Annotated in this window: 20 protein-coding genes and 3 tRNA genes; 21 read left to right on the top strand and 2 right to left on the bottom strand. The window is 30.5% G+C overall.

Going from position 1 to position 19,202, the window contains the following annotated elements; all coding sequences use genetic code 11:
• Positions 1 to 2 precede the first annotated feature (2 nt).
• From ACRC28_RS04630 to murD, 12 genes are all read left to right on the top strand, one after another.
• Positions 3 to 782, top strand: coding sequence for a type III pantothenate kinase (locus ACRC28_RS04630; protein ID WP_438542281.1), 780 nt, complete (start codon positions 3 to 5; stop codon positions 780 to 782).
• A gap of 6 nt (positions 783 to 788) precedes the next feature.
• On the top strand, positions 789 to 1,772 hold the full coding sequence (gene dusB / locus ACRC28_RS04625; protein ID WP_438542280.1) for a tRNA dihydrouridine synthase DusB: 984 nt from the start codon (positions 789 to 791) through the stop codon (positions 1,770 to 1,772).
• A gap of 231 nt (positions 1,773 to 2,003) precedes the next feature.
• Positions 2,004 to 2,480 carry a transcription elongation factor GreA gene (gene greA, locus ACRC28_RS04620; protein ID WP_438542279.1) on the top strand — a complete coding sequence of 159 codons (477 nt, stop codon included), beginning with the start codon at positions 2,004 to 2,006 and terminating at the stop codon, positions 2,478 to 2,480.
• 16 nt (positions 2,481 to 2,496) lie between these two features.
• The gene (gene lysS, locus ACRC28_RS04615) at positions 2,497 to 4,002 is read left to right on the top strand and encodes a lysine--tRNA ligase (RefSeq protein WP_438542278.1); all 1,506 of its coding nucleotides are present in this window, start codon (positions 2,497 to 2,499) and stop codon (positions 4,000 to 4,002) included.
• A gap of 197 nt (positions 4,003 to 4,199) precedes the next feature.
• A tRNA-Asn gene (locus ACRC28_RS04610) sits at positions 4,200 to 4,274 on the top strand.
• Positions 4,275 to 4,312: 38 nt separating this feature from the next.
• Positions 4,313 to 4,387: transfer RNA gene (locus ACRC28_RS04605), tRNA-Asn, on the top strand.
• Positions 4,388 to 4,413: 26 nt separating this feature from the next.
• Positions 4,414 to 4,488, top strand: a tRNA-Asn gene (locus ACRC28_RS04600).
• Between the two features lie 148 nt (positions 4,489 to 4,636).
• Positions 4,637 to 5,350: an AzlC family ABC transporter permease gene (locus ACRC28_RS04595; RefSeq protein WP_438542277.1), complete on the top strand. Its 714-nt coding sequence runs from the start codon at positions 4,637 to 4,639 to the stop codon at positions 5,348 to 5,350.
• A gap of 3 nt (positions 5,351 to 5,353) precedes the next feature.
• Complete coding sequence (locus tag ACRC28_RS04590) at positions 5,354 to 5,650, top strand: AzlD domain-containing protein (RefSeq protein ID WP_438542276.1); 297 nt, start codon at positions 5,354 to 5,356, stop codon at positions 5,648 to 5,650.
• Positions 5,651 to 5,727: 77 nt separating this feature from the next.
• On the top strand, positions 5,728 to 6,339 hold the full coding sequence (locus ACRC28_RS04585) for a hypothetical protein (protein WP_438542275.1): 612 nt from the start codon (positions 5,728 to 5,730) through the stop codon (positions 6,337 to 6,339).
• Between the two features lie 352 nt (positions 6,340 to 6,691).
• A complete protein-coding gene (locus tag ACRC28_RS04580) occupies positions 6,692 to 8,092 on the top strand; it encodes a glycine--tRNA ligase (protein ID WP_438542274.1) in 1,401 nt (466 codons plus the stop codon).
• Positions 8,093 to 8,303: 211 nt separating this feature from the next.
• Complete coding sequence (murD, locus tag ACRC28_RS04575; protein WP_438542273.1) at positions 8,304 to 9,680, top strand: UDP-N-acetylmuramoyl-L-alanine--D-glutamate ligase; 1,377 nt, start codon at positions 8,304 to 8,306, stop codon at positions 9,678 to 9,680.
• Between the two features lie 26 nt (positions 9,681 to 9,706).
• Here the strand turns inward: murD and ACRC28_RS04570 are convergent, their stop codons facing one another.
• On the bottom strand, positions 9,707 to 10,708 hold the full coding sequence (locus ACRC28_RS04570) for a DUF5050 domain-containing protein (RefSeq protein ID WP_438542272.1): 1,002 nt from the start codon (positions 10,706 to 10,708) through the stop codon (positions 9,707 to 9,709).
• A gap of 623 nt (positions 10,709 to 11,331) precedes the next feature.
• Between ACRC28_RS04570 and ACRC28_RS04565 the strand changes: the two genes are divergently transcribed.
• The 9 genes from ACRC28_RS04565 to ACRC28_RS04525 all read left to right on the top strand — a co-directional run bounded on the left by ACRC28_RS04565 (position 11,332) and on the right by ACRC28_RS04525 (position 18,251).
• Positions 11,332 to 11,634, top strand: coding sequence for an urease subunit gamma (locus ACRC28_RS04565; RefSeq protein WP_438542271.1), 303 nt, complete (start codon positions 11,332 to 11,334; stop codon positions 11,632 to 11,634).
• Between the two features lie 17 nt (positions 11,635 to 11,651).
• A complete protein-coding gene (locus ACRC28_RS04560; RefSeq protein ID WP_438542270.1) occupies positions 11,652 to 11,975 on the top strand; it encodes an urease subunit beta in 324 nt (107 codons plus the stop codon).
• Positions 11,975 to 13,690, top strand: coding sequence for an urease subunit alpha (gene ureC, locus ACRC28_RS04555; RefSeq protein WP_438542269.1), 1,716 nt, complete (start codon positions 11,975 to 11,977; stop codon positions 13,688 to 13,690). The genes ACRC28_RS04560 and ureC overlap by 1 nt, the downstream gene beginning before the upstream one ends.
• Before the next feature lie 27 nt (positions 13,691 to 13,717).
• Complete coding sequence (locus ACRC28_RS04550) at positions 13,718 to 14,167, top strand: urease accessory protein UreE (protein ID WP_438542268.1); 450 nt, start codon at positions 13,718 to 13,720, stop codon at positions 14,165 to 14,167.
• On the top strand, positions 14,142 to 14,855 hold the full coding sequence (locus ACRC28_RS04545) for an urease accessory protein UreF (RefSeq protein ID WP_438542267.1): 714 nt from the start codon (positions 14,142 to 14,144) through the stop codon (positions 14,853 to 14,855). Before ACRC28_RS04550 ends, ACRC28_RS04545 begins: the two co-directional genes overlap by 26 nt.
• Positions 14,856 to 14,881: 26 nt before the next feature.
• Positions 14,882 to 15,490 carry an urease accessory protein UreG gene (gene ureG, locus ACRC28_RS04540; RefSeq protein WP_438542266.1) on the top strand — a complete coding sequence of 203 codons (609 nt, stop codon included), beginning with the start codon at positions 14,882 to 14,884 and terminating at the stop codon, positions 15,488 to 15,490.
• Between the two features lie 4 nt (positions 15,491 to 15,494).
• The gene (locus tag ACRC28_RS04535; RefSeq protein WP_438542265.1) at positions 15,495 to 16,352 is read left to right on the top strand and encodes an urease accessory protein UreD; all 858 of its coding nucleotides are present in this window, start codon (positions 15,495 to 15,497) and stop codon (positions 16,350 to 16,352) included.
• 82 nt (positions 16,353 to 16,434) lie between these two features.
• On the top strand, positions 16,435 to 16,956 hold the full coding sequence (locus ACRC28_RS04530; RefSeq protein ID WP_438542264.1) for an AmiS/UreI family transporter: 522 nt from the start codon (positions 16,435 to 16,437) through the stop codon (positions 16,954 to 16,956).
• 119 nt (positions 16,957 to 17,075) lie between these two features.
• The gene (locus ACRC28_RS04525) at positions 17,076 to 18,251 is read left to right on the top strand and encodes an ammonium transporter (protein ID WP_438542282.1); all 1,176 of its coding nucleotides are present in this window, start codon (positions 17,076 to 17,078) and stop codon (positions 18,249 to 18,251) included.
• A gap of 684 nt (positions 18,252 to 18,935) precedes the next feature.
• On the opposite strand, the gene ACRC28_RS04520 is transcribed toward ACRC28_RS04525, so the two are convergent.
• A partial coding sequence (locus ACRC28_RS04520; protein WP_438542263.1) for a hypothetical protein occupies positions 18,936 to 19,202 on the bottom strand: 267 nt, incomplete at its 5' end.

Below are 19,202 nucleotides of genomic sequence, written 5' to 3'. Positions count from 1 at the left end.
TTATGATTTTGCTTGTGGATGTAGGGAATACTAATATCGTCTTAGGCGTACATGATAAAAATGAATATATAGCTGGATGGAGGATATCGACTGATTCTAAAAAAACATCAGATGAGTATGGTATTCAAGTATCACAGTTATTTAATCAATTTGGATTAAAGATGAGTGAAGTTGAAGGGATAATTGTTTCATCAGTTGTACCTAATATTATGCACTCTCTAGAAAATATGATAAAGAAGTGCTTTAAGAAAGAACCTATTGTTGTAGGGCCTGGAATAAAGACAGGGATAAACATTAAGTATGATAACCCAAAAGAGGTTGGTGCAGATAGAATAGTAAATGCTGTGGCAGCTTTTGAAATATATAAGAAACCTAATATCGTAATAGATTTTGGAACAGCTACAACTTTCTGTGGGATAACAGAACAAGGGGATTATTTAGGTGGATGTATTGTTCCAGGAATAAAGATATCAGCAGATGCACTTTTTGAGAGAGCTGCAAAGCTACCAAGGATAGAATTAGAAGTGCCAGATACTATTATATGTAGAAATACAACTAAGAGTATGCAAGCAGGTATTTTATTTGGATATATAGGGCAAGTTGAATATATAGTAAAGAAAATGAAAGAAGAAATGAAAAATAAGTGTAGCGAAGAACCAGTAGTTATTGGAACTGGTGGTTTAGCAAATCTTATAGCAAAAGAAACGGATGTAATTGATATAGTAAATGGTGATTTAACTCTAGAGGGCTTAAGAATAATTTATAATAAGAACAAGGAGTAAACTAGAATGAAAATAGGAAACATTGAGTTTTCAAATAATGTATTTTTAGCACCTATGGCAGGAGTTACAGATATATCATTTAGAGGACTTTGTAAAGAGCAAGGATGTGGATTAGTGTGCACAGAAATGGTTAGTGCAAAAGCACTGTACTATGGAAGTGATAATACAAAAACATTACTTAGAATAGCAGATGAAGAAAGACCGGTGGCAGTTCAGATGTTTGGTAGTGATCCAGATATAATGGCTAAGGTTGTAGAAGATTACTTTAATAATATGGATGAGGTTTGTATTGTAGATATAAATATGGGGTGTCCAGCACCGAAGATTATCAAAAATGGTGATGGTTCAGCACTTCTTAAAAATCCAGAACTTGCAGCTGAAATAGTAAGAAAAGTTAAGGCTGTATCAACAAAGCCTGTAACAGTAAAGTTTAGAAAAGGCTTTGATGATGAACATATTAATGCAGTAGAATTTGCAAAAGCTATGGAAGAAGCAGGTGCAGATGCAATTGCAATTCATGGAAGAACAACAAAGCAAATGTATGAAGGAAAAGCAGATTGGGATATCATAAGACAGGTAAAAGAAAGTGTATCAATTCCGGTTATTGGTAATGGGGATGTTTTTACACCAGAAGATGCTATAAAGATGAAGGAACAAACAAACTGTGATGGAATTCTTATTGCGCGTGGAAGTATGGGAAATCCATGGATATTTAAACAAGTTCAAAGAGCATTAAATGGCGAAGAAGTAGAAGAGATATCAATGGAAGAAAAAATTGATATGTGCATAAGACATTACGAACTAGCATTGAAGTATGATGGTGAGAGAAAAGCAGTGCGTGAAATGAGAAAACATGCATCGTGGTATATAAAAGGATTACCAAATTGTACTGAAATAAGAAATGAGATAAACAGATTAGAAAAAAGTGATGAAGTTATAAAAAGACTTTTAGAGTATAAGCAAGAAATTAAAGAGATTAAAATGAGATAATAGTGTATATTCTAAGTGTGAACTAATAATTAAAATACAAGTTTTTTTATGAAAAGGTATTATTATATAAAAACTGGATATATAATAAATAGTGGATATTAACTTATATAAGTGAAATTGACATATTATATAGGTAGAATTATAATATTAAAAAAATGTTTATATAAAATTCGTAAAAAAATTAAAATAAATTTTAGAAAAAAATTAAGATAAATTGAAGGGGAGTTAGATATGAGTGAAAAGAAGTTTATAATGACATATGAAGGTGTTCAAAAATTAGAGGCGGAATTAGAATACTTAAAGACTGTTAAAAGAAAAGAAATAACAGAAAAGATAAAAGTTGCTTTAGGATATGGAGATTTAAGTGAAAACTCTGAGTATGATGAAGCAAAGAACGACCAAGCGTTTACAGAAGGAAGAATACTTCAATTAGAAAATATGTTAAAAAACGCAGAAGTTGTAGATGAATCAGATTTACCTTCTGATATAGTAGCAGTAGGGTCAAAGGTAAGAGTTAAAGATTATGATTTTGATGAAGAAGTTGAATATACAATAGTAGGTTCAGCAGAAGCAGATCCAATGGAATTTAAAATATCAAATGAATCACCAGTAGGAGCGGGACTTTTAGGTAAAAAAGTTGGTGATGTAGTAGAGATAACTGTTCCTGATGGAGTAAGCAAATTTGAAATCTTAGAAATAAAAAGATAGGTGGAGGGAATAATCTATGTCAACAGAAGAAATGAATGTACAAGAACTAGAGGCGCAATATAGTGAACAAGAGGCTTTAAGAAGAGAGAAGCTAGTTGAACTTCAAGAACAAGGGAAAGATCCATTTGACGTATATAAAGTAAATAGAACACACACGTCAAAAGAAGTTGTAGATAATTTTGAAGAATTAGAAGGAAAGTCTGTAACAGTAGCAGGAAGAATAATGTCTAAGAGAGGACAAGGAAAAGTTATATTCTCAGACATACATGATAGAGATGGAAAAATCCAATTATTTATCAAAGTAGATTTAGTTGGAGAAGAAACACTAAATGCATATAAAACATATGATTTAGGAGATTTTGTAGCAGTAACAGGAGAAGTTTTCAAAACTAAGGTTGGAGAAGTTTCAATAAAAGCCTCTGAAATAGAATTAACTTGTAAGGCGTTAAAACCATTACCAGAAAAATTCCATGGATTAAAAGATCCAGACTTAAGATACAGACAAAGAGAAGTAGATATAATAACAAATCCAGAAGTTAAAGATGCATTCATAAAAAGATCTAAGATAGTGCAAGGAATGAGAGAATTCTTAGATACTAGAGGATTCTTAGAAGTAGATACTCCAATGCTTGGATTAATTGCAGGTGGAGCAGCAGCAAAACCATTTATTACACATCATAATACTTTTGATATGGATATGTATTTAAGAATTGCACCAGAATTATACTTAAAAAGATTAATAGTTGCAGGATTTGAAAAAGTATATGAAATCGGGAAAAACTTCAGAAATGAAGGGGTTTCAGTAAGACATAATCCAGAGTTTACAGCTATAGAATTATATGAAGCATATTCAGATTATAATGATATGATGGAAATTACAGAAAATATGATTGCACATGTATGTGAAAAAGTTAATGGAACAACTAAGGTTATGTACGAAGGAACTGAAATAGACTTCACACCACCTTGGAGAAGATTAACAATGATAGATGCTGTTAAAGAGTATGCTGGAGTTGACTTCAATGAAATAAAAACACATGAAGAAGCTAGAAAACTAGCTAAAGAAAAAGGATTAGAATTCCCTAAACCACTTGATAAAGTATCAAGAGGGGAAGTTTTAAATATGTTATTTGAAGAGTACGGTGAATCAAACTTAATTCAACCAACATTCTTAATAGATTATCCTGTAGAAATCTCACCTTTAACTAAAAAGAAAAGAGGAGATGAGGAGTTTACAGAAAGATTTGAAGGATTTGTATTTGGTAGAGAGTTATGTAACGCTTATTCAGAGCTTAACGACCCTATAGTTCAAAGAGATAGATTTGAGCAACAAGCTAAATCAAGAGAAGATGGAGACGATGAAGCATACATGTTAGACGAAGAGTTTATGAGTGCTTTAGAAACAGGAATGCCTCCAACTGGTGGTTTAGGAATTGGAGTAGATAGATTAGTTATGTTCTTAACTGATTCATCATCAATTAGAGATGTAATTTTATTCCCAACAATGAAACCAAGACAATAAATAAAAGAGTGCTTAGCACTCTTTTTATTTTTTATAAATTTAAGCAAGAAAGTGTAATAAAAAAGAGAGGAATGAATATACTAAAAATATAAGAAAAACAACCTGTTTAAAATTCTTTAACAAAAATAAAAAAGAAAATTATAAAAAGGGGTTGCAATTTCTGAATAAATCTATATAATAATTAGTGTACTAAATATTCCGCGATAGCTCAATGGTGGAGCACTCGGCTGTTAACCGATAGGCTGGAGGTTCGAGTCCTCTTCGCGGAGCCACTTTTTTAATTTGTTTGGTACAAGTAAAGATATAATATTCCGCGATAGCTCAATGGTGGAGCACTCGGCTGTTAACCGATAGGCTGGAGGTTCGAGTCCTCTTCGCGGAGCCATTTCTTTTAAAAAACACATATAATATTCCGCGATAGCTCAATGGTGGAGCACTCGGCTGTTAACCGATAGGCTGGAGGTTCGAGTCCTCTTCGCGGAGCCAAATGAACTTTAGAGTAGTGATTTTCACTACTTTTTTTTTATTCAAAAACATAGGAAGCTTAAAGGCTTCTTTTTTTATGAGAAAAATTATTTCAAATAAAACAATAAGATGGTAAAATATAGATAAAGCAATAATTAGAAGGAGAGAAATGGAAAGGGTAGAGGAAATAAGAGAAGCTAATGAGTTTCAAAAAGGGCTTAAATGTGGCATACCTATTTGCTTGGGATATATATCTGTATCAATAACATTTGGAATGATTGCAGTTAGAGGTGGATTAGATGTAAAAACGGCAACATTAATATCTATGACAAATTTAACATCAGCAGGGCAATTTGCAGGAATAGAAATGATTTTAAATAATGCTATGTACTTAGAATTGGCATTAACAACTTTTATTATAAATATAAGATATTCCTTAATGTCATTTGCAATTTCACAAAAGCTTTCAGAAAGTACATTATTAGAAAGAATGATTATAGCATTTGGAATTACTGATGAAACTTATACACTTGCAGCTACGGAGGAAGGAAATCTAAGTAATAAATTTATATTAGGACTAATAACAATGCCTTATATAGGATGGACAGTGGGAACTGTTTTAGGAGCTATTAGTGCGAGTGTTATGCCAGAAAAATTGCAAGATGCTTTAGGGATTGCTTTATATGGAATGTTTTTAGCTATAATAATTCCGATAGCAAGGAAAGATAATTATATGATGAAAGCAATAGTTCTTGCAGGAGCATTGAGTATAGGTATATTTTATTTACCTGTATTAAATAAAATATCAAGTGGGTTTTCTATAATAATTTGTTCAGTAGTGAGTGCGATGATTATGGCTAAAATAAAGCCAATTAAGGAGTAGGAAATGTATTTAGGAATATGTCTTATAATTTTAGCAGTTGTAACATATATACCAAGAGTAGTTCCATTATTAATAAATAAAAAAATAAAATCAAATTATATAAATTCAGTTTTACACTATATGCCTTATTGTGTATTAAGTGCAATGACGTTTCCAGCAATAATATATAGTACAAGACATTTATATTTTTCGATAGCAGGAATGATAGTTGGTATAATATTAGCTTATAAGGGGAAAAGTTTAATTGAGGTTGCTATAGGAAGTGTAGTAACAGTGTATTTAATAAATGTTGTATTTTAATATCTGTAAATATTGCAGATATTAAAATGGGACTATTGATTAAATAATCTCAAAACTTATATAAGGGGTAAGGAATTATGAAGAAAAAATTAGTATGTGCATTAATTGCAGTAGGAATGCTTACAATGGTAGGGTGTTCTGAAGAAAAGGATAAAGGTAATGAAGCAAATGCAAAGCCACAAGTGGAAGAACAAGCAGGTGATGAGTCATCTAAAGGTGATGAAGATTCTAAAGATAAAGAGGATGAGAAAACAGAAGAAACAACTGCTAAAATAGAAAATGGTGAATTTGCTATATACATAGGAAATGACAATATAGATGGAGTTAAGGTTGGAGATACAATAAAAACACAAAACTTAACTGTTGAAGAAAATTTAAAGAAAATAGCAGAAGAGTTAGGTAAAAAGAATTTTGAAGGATGTACAGTTGAAATAGCTAAAATAGAAAAAGAGGGAAATAAAACTATTGCTACTGTAAATTTAAAAGATGGTTCTAAAAAGTGGGAAAAAGATTATCTACAAGGTTCAACAGGAGCATTTATAACAGAAGAAATTCTTATAAATAGCTTATTACAACCAGATAATAAAATAGAATGGATAGATTCAATAAAATTCACTATAAATGGTGAAAATGTTGGTGAATTAAACCATGCACCACGTATTGGGCAAACAGTAAATAGAGTAAAGTAATGTTAATTATGAAACCTAGTAACAAAAATTTATTAGGTTTCTTTTTTATTAAGCTTAAGCTTTGTGAAGTGGGGAGAGTCTTGACTATTGACATATAAAAATCTTTTGGTAAAATTAATATATAATTGGATATGTATGAAGATAAAAGAAAAGTAGCTTTAAAAAATTTTTAGAGAGATGATGTTTGGTGAAAATCATTAATTAAATAAAGTGAAGGGAGCTTTTTAGTACATTATTTAAAGTTGGGCTTTAGCCAAGAAGGGTGGAACCGCGGAGAAATTCGTCCCTTTATGTGCTTAGGGCTTTTTTTATTGTATTTAAATAATTTGATATATATTAAGGAGGAATAATTATGGCAGTTGAAAAAACTATGGAAAAGATAGTTGCACTTTGTAAAGGAAGAGGATTTATATTCCCAGGTTCAGACATATATGGTGGACTTGCAAACTCATGGGATTACGGTCCTTTAGGAGTAGAATTTAAAAATAACGTTAAAAAAGCTTGGTGGAAAAAATTTGTTCAAGAAAGTCCATATAATGTAGGAGTTGATTGTGCAATCTTAATGAATAAAGAAGTTTGGGTAGCATCAGGACACTTAGGTGGTTTCTCTGACCCATTAATGGATTGTAAAGATTGTAACTCAAGATTTAGAGCAGATAAATTAGTTGAAGATCATATGACTGAAAGTGGAGTAGAAGTTGCTTCAGCAGATGGTATGTCAAATGAGCAATTAAAAGCATATATTGAGGAGCATAATATAGTTTGTCCTAAATGTGGAAAAATGAATTATACAGACATAAGACAATTTAACCTTATGTTTAAAACATTCCAAGGTGTAACTGAAGATGCTAAAAATGAAATATACTTAAGACCAGAAACAGCACAAGGTATATTTGTAAACTTCAAATCAGTTCAAAGAAGTACTAGAAAGAAAGTTCCATTCGGTATAGCACAGATTGGTAAATCATTCAGAAATGAAATAACACCAGGAAACTTTACTTTCAGAACAAGAGAATTTGAACAAATGGAGCTTGAATTCTTCTGCAAGCCAGGAACAGATTTAGAGTGGTTTGAATACTGGAGAACTTATTGCTGGAAATTCCTATTAAACTTAGGAGTAACAGAAAATAATTTAAGATTAAGAGACCATGGTGAAGAAGAATTATCATTCTATTCAAATGCTACATCTGATATAGAATACTTATTCCCATTTGGATGGGGAGAGTTATGGGGAATAGCAGACAGAACTGACTATGACCTTAAGAAACATGCTGAACATTCAGGTCAAGATATGACTTATATGGATCCAACAACTAACGAAAAGTATGTACCATACTGTATTGAACCATCACTTGGAGCAGACAGAGTTGCACTTGCTTTCTTAGTAGATGCATATGATGAAGAAGATTTAACTAAGGATGGAAAAGAAGATTCAAGAATAGTAATGCACTTACATCCAGCATTAGCACCTTATAAAGCTGCTATATTACCATTATCAAAGAAACTTTCAGAAAAAGCTTTAGATGTATATGCTGATTTAGCTAAAAAATTCAACATTGAATATGATGAAGCTGGAAGTATTGGTAAGAGATATAGAAGACAAGATGAAATAGGAACACCATTCTGTATAACTGTTGACTTTGAAACAGAAACTGATGGAGCTGTAACAATAAGAAACAGAGATACAATGGAACAAGAAAGAGTTAAAATAGAAGACTTAGTAGCTTATATTGAAAAAAGCTTAGAGTTTTAGTGAAAATAGCAGTCTATGAAAAATAGGCTGCTATATTTAAAATATAACAATAGCGTTATAGGTTAAATATAGCAAGAAACGAATGAAATTATTACCATGTATAAAATACTGAAAATAATTTAAATGAGTGTTATAATTAGAAATAAATGGGACAAAATTAAAGATATATCATACTATATATGTTAAAACGAGTAAGTGTGGAGGATTTAACGTGAAAAAGGATTTTAATGAGTTTAAAGAATTTATAAAGAATAAAAAGGTTGGAGTAGTAGGAATAGGAGTAAGTAATATTCCTCTTATCAAATTTTTAATAGATTTAGGAGCTGATGTAACTGGCTTTGATATGAGAGATGAAAAAGCTTTAGGAGAAACAGCTATAGAATTAAAAGCTAAAGGTGCAAAGTTAGTTTTAGGTGAAGGATATCTAGAAAAATTAACAGGATTTGATGTAGTTTTCAAAACACCATCAATGAGAATAGATTGTGATGCCTTAGTTAAAGCAAAAAATGAAGGTGCATACATAACATCTGAAATGGAAGAGTTCGTTAGATACTGCAAGGGTAAAATATTTGCTATTACAGGAAGTGATGGAAAAACAACAACAACAACAATGATTTCAAAGCTTTTAATTAGAGAAGGATACAAAACTTGGGTTGGAGGAAATATAGGAACACCTTTATTTGCACAAATTGAAGATGTAAAGGAAGAAGATATGGTAGTTTTAGAATTATCAAGCTTCCAACTTATGACTATGCATTTACCAGTTGATGTTGCGGTTTGTACTAATTTAGCTCCAAACCATTTAGATATGCATAAGGATATGCAAGAATATATTGATGCAAAGAAAAATATATTCTTATATGGAAATGAAGATGGAGTTGTTATATTAAATAGAGAAAATGAAATAACACATTCTTTTATAAATGAAGTAAAAGGAAAAGTTTTAGAGTTTAGTTCAAAAAGAGTTATAGAAAATGGTGCGTATTATAAAGAAGGTATGTTATATCTTGAAGGAAAAGAAGTTGTTTTAAAAGATAATATAGTTTTAAAAGGAATGCATAATGTAGAAAATTATTTAGCAGCATTTTTAGCAACTAAGGATGATGTTAAAATAGAAAATATGAAAAATGTTGCAGAAACTTTTACTGGAGTTGAGCATAGATGTGAACTTGTTAGAGAAATTGATGGAGTAAAATATTATAATGATTCAATAGCATCAAGTCCAACAAGAACATTAGCAGGATTACATGCATTTGATAAAAAAGTAATCTTAATAGCTGGAGGATATGATAAGAATTTAGAATTTGAACCTTTAGCTGAAGAAGGACATAAATATATAAAAGAGTTAATCCTTATGGGAGCAACAAAGGAAAAAATAAAAAAGGTATTTAAAGACTTAGAAGAAGAAAAAGGTATAAAAGTATCTATAAAGGAAGCTAAGGATTTAGAAGAAGCGGTTAAAATAGCAAAAGAAGTAGCAAAAGAAGGGGATATAGTTACATTATCACCAGCGTGTGCATCATTTGATATGTTCCCAAACTTTGCAGTAAGAGGAAATAAGTTTAAAGAAATAGTTCAAAATATATAAAAAGTAGAGGATTCAAAATGAATCCTCTATTTTTTTATCTCTAAAAAATAATAAGCACTATTTACATCAATTGATTTTCTATAAAAAATTCCTTTTTCAGAAATATAATAATTATTTATACTATCATTTAATAATGTTTTAGTTGAAAATGTATTTTTTTCTAAGTCGAGCGATATTGATTTAAGCTTATTGCTATCTTTTATATCAATATATATAAGTGTTTTGTTAATGGTAGTTAAATCTTTTCCCTCTATAATAGCTACTCTTCTAGTTGATAAATCAGATGGATTTAGAGAATAAAGATGATTGTTATCAGAAGTATTAATAAAATAAATGCTTTTATCATATTCTGTAAAGCTATCAACTGAATAATCAGTAAGCTTTTCATTTATAATCCCATCAGTAGAAACTCTATAAAGTTTAAATTTATCATCGGCATTTTGATAAATGATATTTTTACCGTTAATTAAAATTTTCCCAACCTTATTATTAGTAAGCTTTAAGGAGGTATTATTTAAAGTATCATAAGAGAATAATTCATTTGTTTTATAATCAACATAGTATACATTGATATTATCATTACAAATATCTCGAACAGAATGATTGTTTATAAAAGAAACTGATTTATCAGTTAGATTTAATTTGTAAAATTTAAAATTATCATTTCCATTAGCAAAAAATATTTGGTTTTGGAACAATGTCATAGAATTTGTTGAGTAGGGAAAAAATTCTCCTACATCTTTATTTGTAAATCTAAAATTTTTTTCTGGAAATGCCACAGAGGCTATTTTATCATTATCATCCCAATTTGGAAAAAATAAAATAGAATCCTTTATTAAAAAAGGTGATGGCAAAACAGAAGTTTCAGAAAGTAAGAAGACCTTTTGACCATTATCTTCAATTGGAGATTCTGAAACAATAACCTCATTTGTAGGTAAAGACGTAGATTCATCAGTTTTATCTTTAGAACAAGACATTAAAAAAAATGTTGATGATGAAATCAATAATAATATAAATAATTTTCTCATATAAAACCCCTTTTATAAAATTTGTAAGTATATGTACTATTATATACTAAAAACAAATGAATTTATAAAAAATGGTAGGGATGAATTATAAAATTTGTAAATTTATCAATAGAATTGCAAAAGAGAGTGGGTTTTAAAAAAAGTAGATATAAAGTTAATAAAAAGCAAATGGAAGAAACAAAAAGAGAAAAAAAGAGTGGAGTATGAATTAAAAAGAAAGAATAGAAACAAATTATTCAAATAAAAAATTGAAATAGAAGTAATTTATGGAATTGTGGAAAAATAATTTTGCAAGATGAGTAGCTAAAAAAGCAAAATATTAAAAAAAATATACTAAAAAATAGGTTAAAGCTATAGATTGTTAGAAAAAGTTAAGAAATTTTGAATTGAATTTAATTGAAAAAAACTGAAAAAAACTGAAAAATAAAGGTTTTAGCAAAGCTTGTGGAATTAAGTGGAAAGTAAAAAAGTCTAAACTTAAAACAAGGCGATATTTTGTTAAAATATGAAATCTTAAAATACAATATTATATAACTTATAACATTTTAGAATAGTATTATAATTTGGAATTTAGAGGATTATAATTAGTTTTGTAAATTGAATAAAGTTAGGAGGAGATCATTTTGAGAATCACAATGCGTGAACAAGAAAAACTTATGATTGTTGTTGCTGCTGAGGTAGCAAGAAGAAGAATGAGAAAAGGTCTTAAGTTAAACTACCCAGAATCTGTAGCATTAATAACAGATGAAATTATGGAAGGTGCTAGAGAAGGTAAGAGTGTTACTGACTTAATGGATGAAGGAAGACACATCTTAAAGAGAGATCAAGTTATGGAAGGAATTCCAGAAATGTTACACACAGTTCAAGTTGAGGTAACATTCCCAGACGGAACTAAACTAGTAACTGTACATGATCCTATTCAATAGTTAGAGGAGGTAAAGAAATGATACCAGGAGAAATAATTTTAGGCGAAGGAACTATAAAATACAACGAAGGAAGAGAAGCTATAAAGTTAAAAGTTATAAACAAAGCTGACAGACCTATCCAAGTTGGATCACACTTCCACTTCTATGAAGTTAACGTTGGATTAGAGTTCGATAGAGAAAAAGCTTACGGAAAGAGATTAGATATTCCAGCTGGAACTGCTGTAAGATTTGAGCCAGGGGATGAAAAAGAAGTAGATTTAATTGATATCGCTGGTGTAAGAAGAGTTTACGGATTAAATAATGAAGTAGATGGATACTTAGATGAAGGGAGAACAAAGTAATGAGTTTTGAATTAGACAGAAAGCGTTACGCTGACCTATTTGGGCCAACTAAAGGTGATAAGATAAGATTAGCAGATACAGAACTTTTTTTAGAAATAGAAAAAGACTTAACAGTATATGGAGATGAATGTAAGTTCGGTGGAGGAAAGTCTTTAAGAGATGGAATGGGACAAAACTCTATAGAAACTAGAAACAATCCAAAGGTTATGGATTTAATAATAACAGGTGTAACTATTCTTGATTATACAGGAATATACAAAGCTGATATCGGAATAAAAGATGGGAAAATTGCAGCTATAGGAAAAGGTGGAAATCCATTAGGAATGGACAACGTTGATTTCATAGTTGGAGTTAGTACAGAAGCTTTAGCAGGAGAGGGATTAATCTTAACTGCAGGTGGAATAGATACACATGTTCACTTTATTAGTCCAGACTTAGTAAGAGTTGCTATAGAAGGTGGAATTACTACAGTTGTTGGTGGAGGAACAGGACCAAATGATGGAACTAACGCTACAACTTGTACACCAGGTGCTTGGAACATTGAAAAAATGATCGAAGCTGCAGAAGCACTTCCAATAAACATTGGATTCTTAGGAAAAGGTAGTGGAGCTAACGTAGAAGTTAATGGAGAGCAAATCGAAGCTGGAGCTTGTGGTTTAAAAATCCATGAAGACTGGGGAGCTACAAAATCTGCAATAGATTACTCATTAAGAGCTGCTGATAAATATGATGTACAGGTATCAATACATACAGATACATTAAATGAAGGTGGATTCGTTGAGCATACTATAGATGCAATAGAAGGAAGAGTTATTCACACATTCCATACAGAGGGTGCTGGTGGAGGACATGCTCCTGACATCTTAAAAATGGCGTCATACCCAAATGTGTTACCTGCATCAACTAACCCAACAAAGCCTTACACAAAAAATACAATAGCAGAGCATTTAGATATGCTTATGGTTTGTCACCACTTAGATTCTAAAGTTCCTGAAGATATAGCGTTCGCTGATTCAAGAATAAGAAAACAAACTATAGCTGCAGAAGATATCTTACACGATATGGGTGTATTCAGTATGATGAGTTCTGATACAATGGCCATGGGAAGAATCGGAGAAGTTATAACAAGAACTTGGCAAACTGCTAGTAAAATGAAAGAACAAAGAGGAATTATGGAAGGCGATTCTGAAAATTCTGATAACAACAGAATTAAAAGATACGTTGCTAAGTACACTATAAACCCTGCAATAGCACAAGGTATATCTGAGTACGTAGGATCAGTTGAAATCGGTAAAGTTGCTGACTTAGTTCTTTATGAACCAGCTTTCTTTGGTGTTAAACCTAAGTTAGTTATAAAAGGTGGTATGGTAAGTAGCTCAATCATGGGAGAAGCTAATGCTTCAATTCCAACTTGTCAACCAGAACTTCCAAGAACAATGTTCGGAGGATACGGAAGAGCTATGACAAATACTTCTATAACTTTCGTTTCACAATATGCTTATGAGCATGGAATAAAAGAAAGATTAGGATTATCTAAAGAAGTTTTACCTGTAAAAGGAATAAGAAACTTAACTAAGAATGATATGAAACTTAATGGTGAAATGCCAAAACTTGAAGTAGATCCACAAACATACGAAGTTAAAGTTGATGGTGTTTTAGCTACTTGTGAGCCAGCAGAAAAATTACCAATGGCTCAAAGATACTTCTTATTCTAATTTAAGAAGTAAGTAAGGAGAGTTTAAATGATTTTTGAAAAGATATTAGGAAATATTGAAGATATTAAAGTAGACGGTTGTCATTTAGAAAGAATTTACTTAAATAATGAAGAAATGTTAAAGAGAATAATAAGAGTTAAATCTGATCATGGTAATGAATATGGAATAATGCTATCTGATGGTGAAAAACTTAAAGATGGAGATATTTTAGCTAATGATGGATATAATATTGTTGTTGTAAAATTCAGTATGGAAGATGTTTTAATAATAAGCCCTAAAGATATAACAGAAATGGGAAGAATAGCTCATGAAATAGGTAATAAGCACTTACCAGCTCAGTTTGAGAATGGAAAGATGATTATTCAATACGACTATGTTGTTGAGGATAGCCTAAAGAAACATGGACTAGACTTTACTAGAGAAAATCTTGAGTTAAAAGAGGCGTTTAGACATGTCGACTTTATGCACAGACACTAATAAAAACTTAAATGTATTAAGAGTAATGCAGCTATGTGATTCAAACTTTCCTGTAGGATCATTTAATCACTCTTATGGAATGGAAACATATCTTAGAGATGATAGAATCAAAGATACAGAAAGCTTCAGATACTGGATAAAAGCATTTTTTAGAAATCAGTTTATCTATAGTGATGGACTTGCAATAAAGTTTTTATATGAGTACTTAGATAAGAAAGAAACTAAAAAAATCTTAGAATTAGATAGAAACATAACAGTTCAATGTATGGCTTATGAAACTAGAAATGGTAATAAGCTAGTTGCAAAGAGAATGTTACAACTATTCTTAGATTTATATGAAGTTAAGAATCTTGAAAAGTACGAAAAACATATAAAAACAGGAAAAGCATTTGGACATCCTGCTATAGTATTTGGAATGCTTATGTATGAATTAAATATAGGTTGTGAGGAGGCTATACATTATTATATGTATAGCACTGCCTCTACTTTAATACAGAATGCAGTTAGAACAATACCTTTAGGACAAAAAGATGGGCAAATATTATTAAAAGAAGCATCAGAAAGCTTTATAGAGCTTGGTGAAATTATAAAAACATTAGATAAGGATATGTTTGGTGCAAATGTACCAGGTATAGAACTTGCACAGATACAACATGAAACTTTAATATTTAGATTATTTATGTCATAGAAAAAATAAGGAAGGTGGAGATTATTATGAAACCAGTTGTTATAGGAGTAGGTGGACCAGTAGGAAGTGGAAAAACACTTTTAATTGAGAGATTAACTAGACAAATGAATCAAAATTATAATTGTGCCGTAATAACAAATGACATCTACACAAAAGAAGATGCTAAGTTTATGGTTAAAAACTCGATATTACCAGAAGATAAGGTAATTGGAGTTGAAACAGGAGGATGTCCTCATACAGCAATTAGAGAAGATGCTTCAATGAACTTTGCAGCAATTGAAGAGTTAAAAAATAGATTTGATGACTTAGATATTATATTCTTAGAAAGCGGTGGAGACAACTTAGCTGCTACATTTAGTCCAGATTTAGTAGATTTTTCAGTTTACATAATAGACGTTGCTCAAGGAGAAAAAATTCCAAGAAAAGCAGGTCAAGGAATGGTTAAAAGTGATTTATTTATAATAAATAAAATTGACTTAGCACCATATGTTGGAGCTAATTTAGATGTTATGAAGAGCGATACATTACACTTTAGAAAAGAAAATACGTTTATGTTTACTAACTTAAAGACTGATGAAGGAATAAATTCAGTTATTGATTGGATAAAAAGAAACTGCCTTTTAGAAGGAATGTAAACTTATGAAATCAGTAGTTAGAAATAAAGAAGATAGAAGCCTATATGATGCATATATAGATTTAGTTTTAGCTAGAAGTGGAGAAAAGACTATAACAAAAACAAGAGCTTTTGATGGAGTAATGAGAGTTTCTCCAACACTTCACCTAGATAGAGAAGCTATATCAACATATTTTTTAATTCAGATAGGTGGAGGGTATGTTGAAGGCGAAAAGTTTCTTAACAACATAGAAGTTGAAGAAGAGGCAAGAGCTATAGTTACAACTCAAGCATCTACGAAAGTATACAAATGTGAAAATAAACGTGAAACATATCAAAAAACAAATATTCGTTTAGATAAGAATAGTATTTTAGAGTATATAACTGACCCAGTTATTCTTTATAGAAGTGCAAGATATAAGCAAGAAAACAATATCTATATGGATGAGACAGCAACACTTATATACACTGATGGAATAACTTCAGGGTGGTCACCAGACGGGCAACAATTCCAATATGATAGTGCAAGACTTAAGACTAATTTATACTTCAACAATGAATTAGTGTTATTAGATAATCTTGTAATGGAGCCAGCTAAATATAATATAAATGATATAGGATATTTAGAAGGTTATCTAAATTTTGGAACGATGCTAGTTATAGATAAAAATATAAATGAAAAATTTATAGAAAATATGAGAAAAGAGTTAGAAGAAGTTAACTTAGATGTTAGCTTTGGAGTGTCTAGATTAGAGGTAAATGGATTCGTATTAAGAGTAATAGGAAATTTAACTCAAGACATTGAAAAGGTAATTAGTATTTGTCATACATATGTGAGAAGAGAAATATTAAATTCAATTCCACTAGAGATAAGAAAATACTAATCAAAATGTGATTAAGGGTTGTAAACACAGCCTTTAATATAGAAATTATAATTAAAATTTAATAACTTAGGAGGAATTATTTATGTTAGGAGCAGTATTATTATACGTTGGATTTGTTCTTATGATAAATGGTATAGGTACACTTACTAAAATACCACCAAAATCAACTGCTATAATGAATATTTTTACAGGAGGTCTTTCTATAGTTGTAAACTTTGGATCATTATTAGTAGCGCAAGCACAAAGTCCTACTAACATGGCACCATTTTATGCAGCAGGAACAGGATTATTATTTGGATTCACTTATTTATTTATAGGAATCAACTCATTATTTAATCTTGATACAAGAACTTTCGCATGGTATTCATTATTTGTTGCTATAACAACAATACCAGCAGGAGTACTTCAATGGAGAGAAGGCGGAATCTGGAATATCTTAATGGCTATCATTTGGTGGGCATGGGGAGTTCTATGGGTTACAGCACCAATAGAAATTCTTTGGAAGAAAAACTTAGGTAAATTTACACCATGGTTAAGTATCATAGAAGGTATATTTACAGCTTGGATTCCAGGGTTCTTAATATTAATGAACGTTTGGAAATAGAAAATTAGTGGTATAGGGTATAGAGAGTTTTATGAAGTGAAATAGGTACATAATAAATTTTGATAGACGAGAGGATTGATATTGTGTTTCATGGCATAGTACAAGGAAATGAAGCCTTCATGGTTATTTCCACTTTATTAGTATTTATAATGACTCCAGGATTAGCTTTTTTCTATGGAGGATTAGTAGAAAAGAAAAACTCTCTTACAATAATGATACAAATATTCTTAGCAATAGGAGTAGTAGGATTATTATGGATATTTGGAGGGTTTAGTTTAGTATTCGGTAAAGATATTCACGGAATTATAGGGAATCCGTTACAATATTTTGGATTCCATAACATAACATTTAGTGTTAATGGACAGTACTCATCAACAGTACCGTTCTTATTATTCTTTATGTATCAATTAATGTTTGCTATAATAACACTTCCATTAATGACTGGTGCTATGGCAAATAGAATCAGAATTGGTGGATGGATATTATTCTTAGTAATATGGATGATACTTGTTTACTTCCCAGTAGCACACTGGGTATGGGGTGGAGGATTCTTAGCTAAAATGGGATTCGTCGACTTCGCAGGAGGAACTGTAATCCATGCAACAGCAGGATTCTCAGGACTTGCAGCAATTTGGGTTCTTGGTAGAAGAAAAGATACTTCTTCAAAAGGACCATTTAACTTAGGATTAGTGGCAATAGGTTCAGCATTACTATTATTTGGATGGTTTGGATTTAATGCAGGTGGAGTTTTAGCGGCTAATGGATTAGCATCTATTGCATTCACAAATACTGGAGTTGCAGCTATAGCAGGTATGATTGTTTGGACAATCATTGTATATATAGAAAAGAAGAAATTCTCTTTCTTAGAAATGCTTATAGGAGCAGTTGCAGGACTTGCAACAATTACACCAGCATCAGGATATGTAACACCAATATCAGCACTTATAATAGGTGCAGTAGCGGCTATATTCTGTTTTGGATGTGTTAAATTCGCTAAAAAAATGAAATGGGACGATGCTTTAGACGTTTGGGGAACTCACGGAATGGGTGGAGTTTTAGGAACTATCTGTATCGGTTTATTCGCTAATAGCCTAGTTAACCATGTACAAGCAGGAGGACACCAATTATTAGTTCAAATATTTGGGGTTGTACTTGTATCAGTATATTCTTTAGTTGTAAGCTTTATTGTAATGAAAGTTATAGATAAATTATTCAACATAAGAACTACAGAAGAAGAACAAAAAATGGGATTAGACAAAGCTTTACTTGACGAAAGTTATAGTATAGATGACTAATATCTTGTAATAAAAATAAACTAACAAAATATTGTTAGTTTATTTTTTTTATACAAACTTATATGAAGTATATACAAACGCGTTAGAAGTAAAGAAGCAATGCTGTAGAATCCTTTAGGGTATAGAATGCTGAAATCTAACTAATAAGAGGGAATTAAAGTGGTATTGGAGTGAATAACATATGAGCTCTTAGAATAATAAAGTTATTTAAATTTGTCTTAAATGCGATAAAAATTATTTTAAACCAAGATACATTTAGAATAATAGTTTTTTTAGTTATAGAATGTATTTAAATTTGATTAGTTTTAGATATAACTGAAATAAAAAGAAAAAATTATTTATAAATTCTACTGTTTTATGTAAAAATATACTCAAAAGGGCATGGAGGTTGATAAAACGTATAAAAATATAAGTAAATTATATAAAAAAATAAAAATTTATAGCAGAAATTTTTATTAGAAAACTAGTTTTAGATAAATAAATAGACATCATAAAAAGATATATAATGAAAGAAATAGGATTAAATTTAAAGTAAAGTAATATTCTAGAAGGTGAAATAATAACAACATATCCTAGTGTATCTTGATATAAAAAAGAAAGAAAAAAAGAGTAATAAAGAGTAAAAAAAGAATAATATTCTAAAATTATAGTGATATAAAAGGGTGATGAGAAAAAAACATGTTACTATAATAAACGTCCTTGAGAGACAGGGCAAACACGAAGAACTTCTTCAAAAAACATTTTAAAAAAAATGTTGACAAAGAATTCTTCAAATGATATTATAAGGAAGTCGCCAAGAGCGGCAACCAAGATCTTTGAAAATTGAACAGAATAATATATAAACAAACTTAAACCAGCAATTCTTTTATTAGTAAGTTTTATGAGCAATTTAAGATTAAACTTTTTATTGAGAGTTTGATCCTGGCTCAGGACGAACGCTGGCGGCGTGCC

The sequence above is a fragment of the Clostridium sp. genome, from assembly GCF_051650885.1.
In the GTDB taxonomy this organism is placed as follows: Bacteria; Bacillota; Clostridia; order Clostridiales; family Clostridiaceae; genus Clostridium.
Note: the sequence above shows the minus strand (reverse complement) of the source record. Positions and strands in the feature narration are given on the sequence as shown.

Coding starts and splice junctions, on each gene's coding strand:
- ACRC28_RS04550 (WP_438542268.1), top strand. CDS start 13,718: ATGATTTTTGAAAAGATATTAGGAAATATTGAAGATATTAAAGTAGAC.
- ACRC28_RS04570 (WP_438542272.1), bottom strand. CDS start 10,708: ATGAGAAAATTATTTATATTATTATTGATTTCATCATCAACATTTTTT.
- ACRC28_RS04530 (WP_438542264.1), top strand. CDS start 16,435: ATGTTAGGAGCAGTATTATTATACGTTGGATTTGTTCTTATGATAAAT.
- dusB (WP_438542280.1), top strand. CDS start 789: ATGAAAATAGGAAACATTGAGTTTTCAAATAATGTATTTTTAGCACCT.
- ACRC28_RS04590 (WP_438542276.1), top strand. CDS start 5,354: ATGTATTTAGGAATATGTCTTATAATTTTAGCAGTTGTAACATATATA.
- ACRC28_RS04560 (WP_438542270.1), top strand. CDS start 11,652: ATGATACCAGGAGAAATAATTTTAGGCGAAGGAACTATAAAATACAAC.
- ACRC28_RS04585 (WP_438542275.1), top strand. CDS start 5,728: ATGAAGAAAAAATTAGTATGTGCATTAATTGCAGTAGGAATGCTTACA.
- greA (WP_438542279.1), top strand. CDS start 2,004: ATGAGTGAAAAGAAGTTTATAATGACATATGAAGGTGTTCAAAAATTA.
- ureG (WP_438542266.1), top strand. CDS start 14,882: ATGAAACCAGTTGTTATAGGAGTAGGTGGACCAGTAGGAAGTGGAAAA.
- ACRC28_RS04525 (WP_438542282.1), top strand. CDS start 17,076: ATGGTTATTTCCACTTTATTAGTATTTATAATGACTCCAGGATTAGCT.
- ACRC28_RS04595 (WP_438542277.1), top strand. CDS start 4,637: ATGGAAAGGGTAGAGGAAATAAGAGAAGCTAATGAGTTTCAAAAAGGG.
- ureC (WP_438542269.1), top strand. CDS start 11,975: ATGAGTTTTGAATTAGACAGAAAGCGTTACGCTGACCTATTTGGGCCA.
- ACRC28_RS04545 (WP_438542267.1), top strand. CDS start 14,142: ATGTCGACTTTATGCACAGACACTAATAAAAACTTAAATGTATTAAGA.
- ACRC28_RS04535 (WP_438542265.1), top strand. CDS start 15,495: ATGAAATCAGTAGTTAGAAATAAAGAAGATAGAAGCCTATATGATGCA.
- ACRC28_RS04630 (WP_438542281.1), top strand. CDS start 3: ATGATTTTGCTTGTGGATGTAGGGAATACTAATATCGTCTTAGGCGTA.
- ACRC28_RS04580 (WP_438542274.1), top strand. CDS start 6,692: ATGGCAGTTGAAAAAACTATGGAAAAGATAGTTGCACTTTGTAAAGGA.
- lysS (WP_438542278.1), top strand. CDS start 2,497: ATGTCAACAGAAGAAATGAATGTACAAGAACTAGAGGCGCAATATAGT.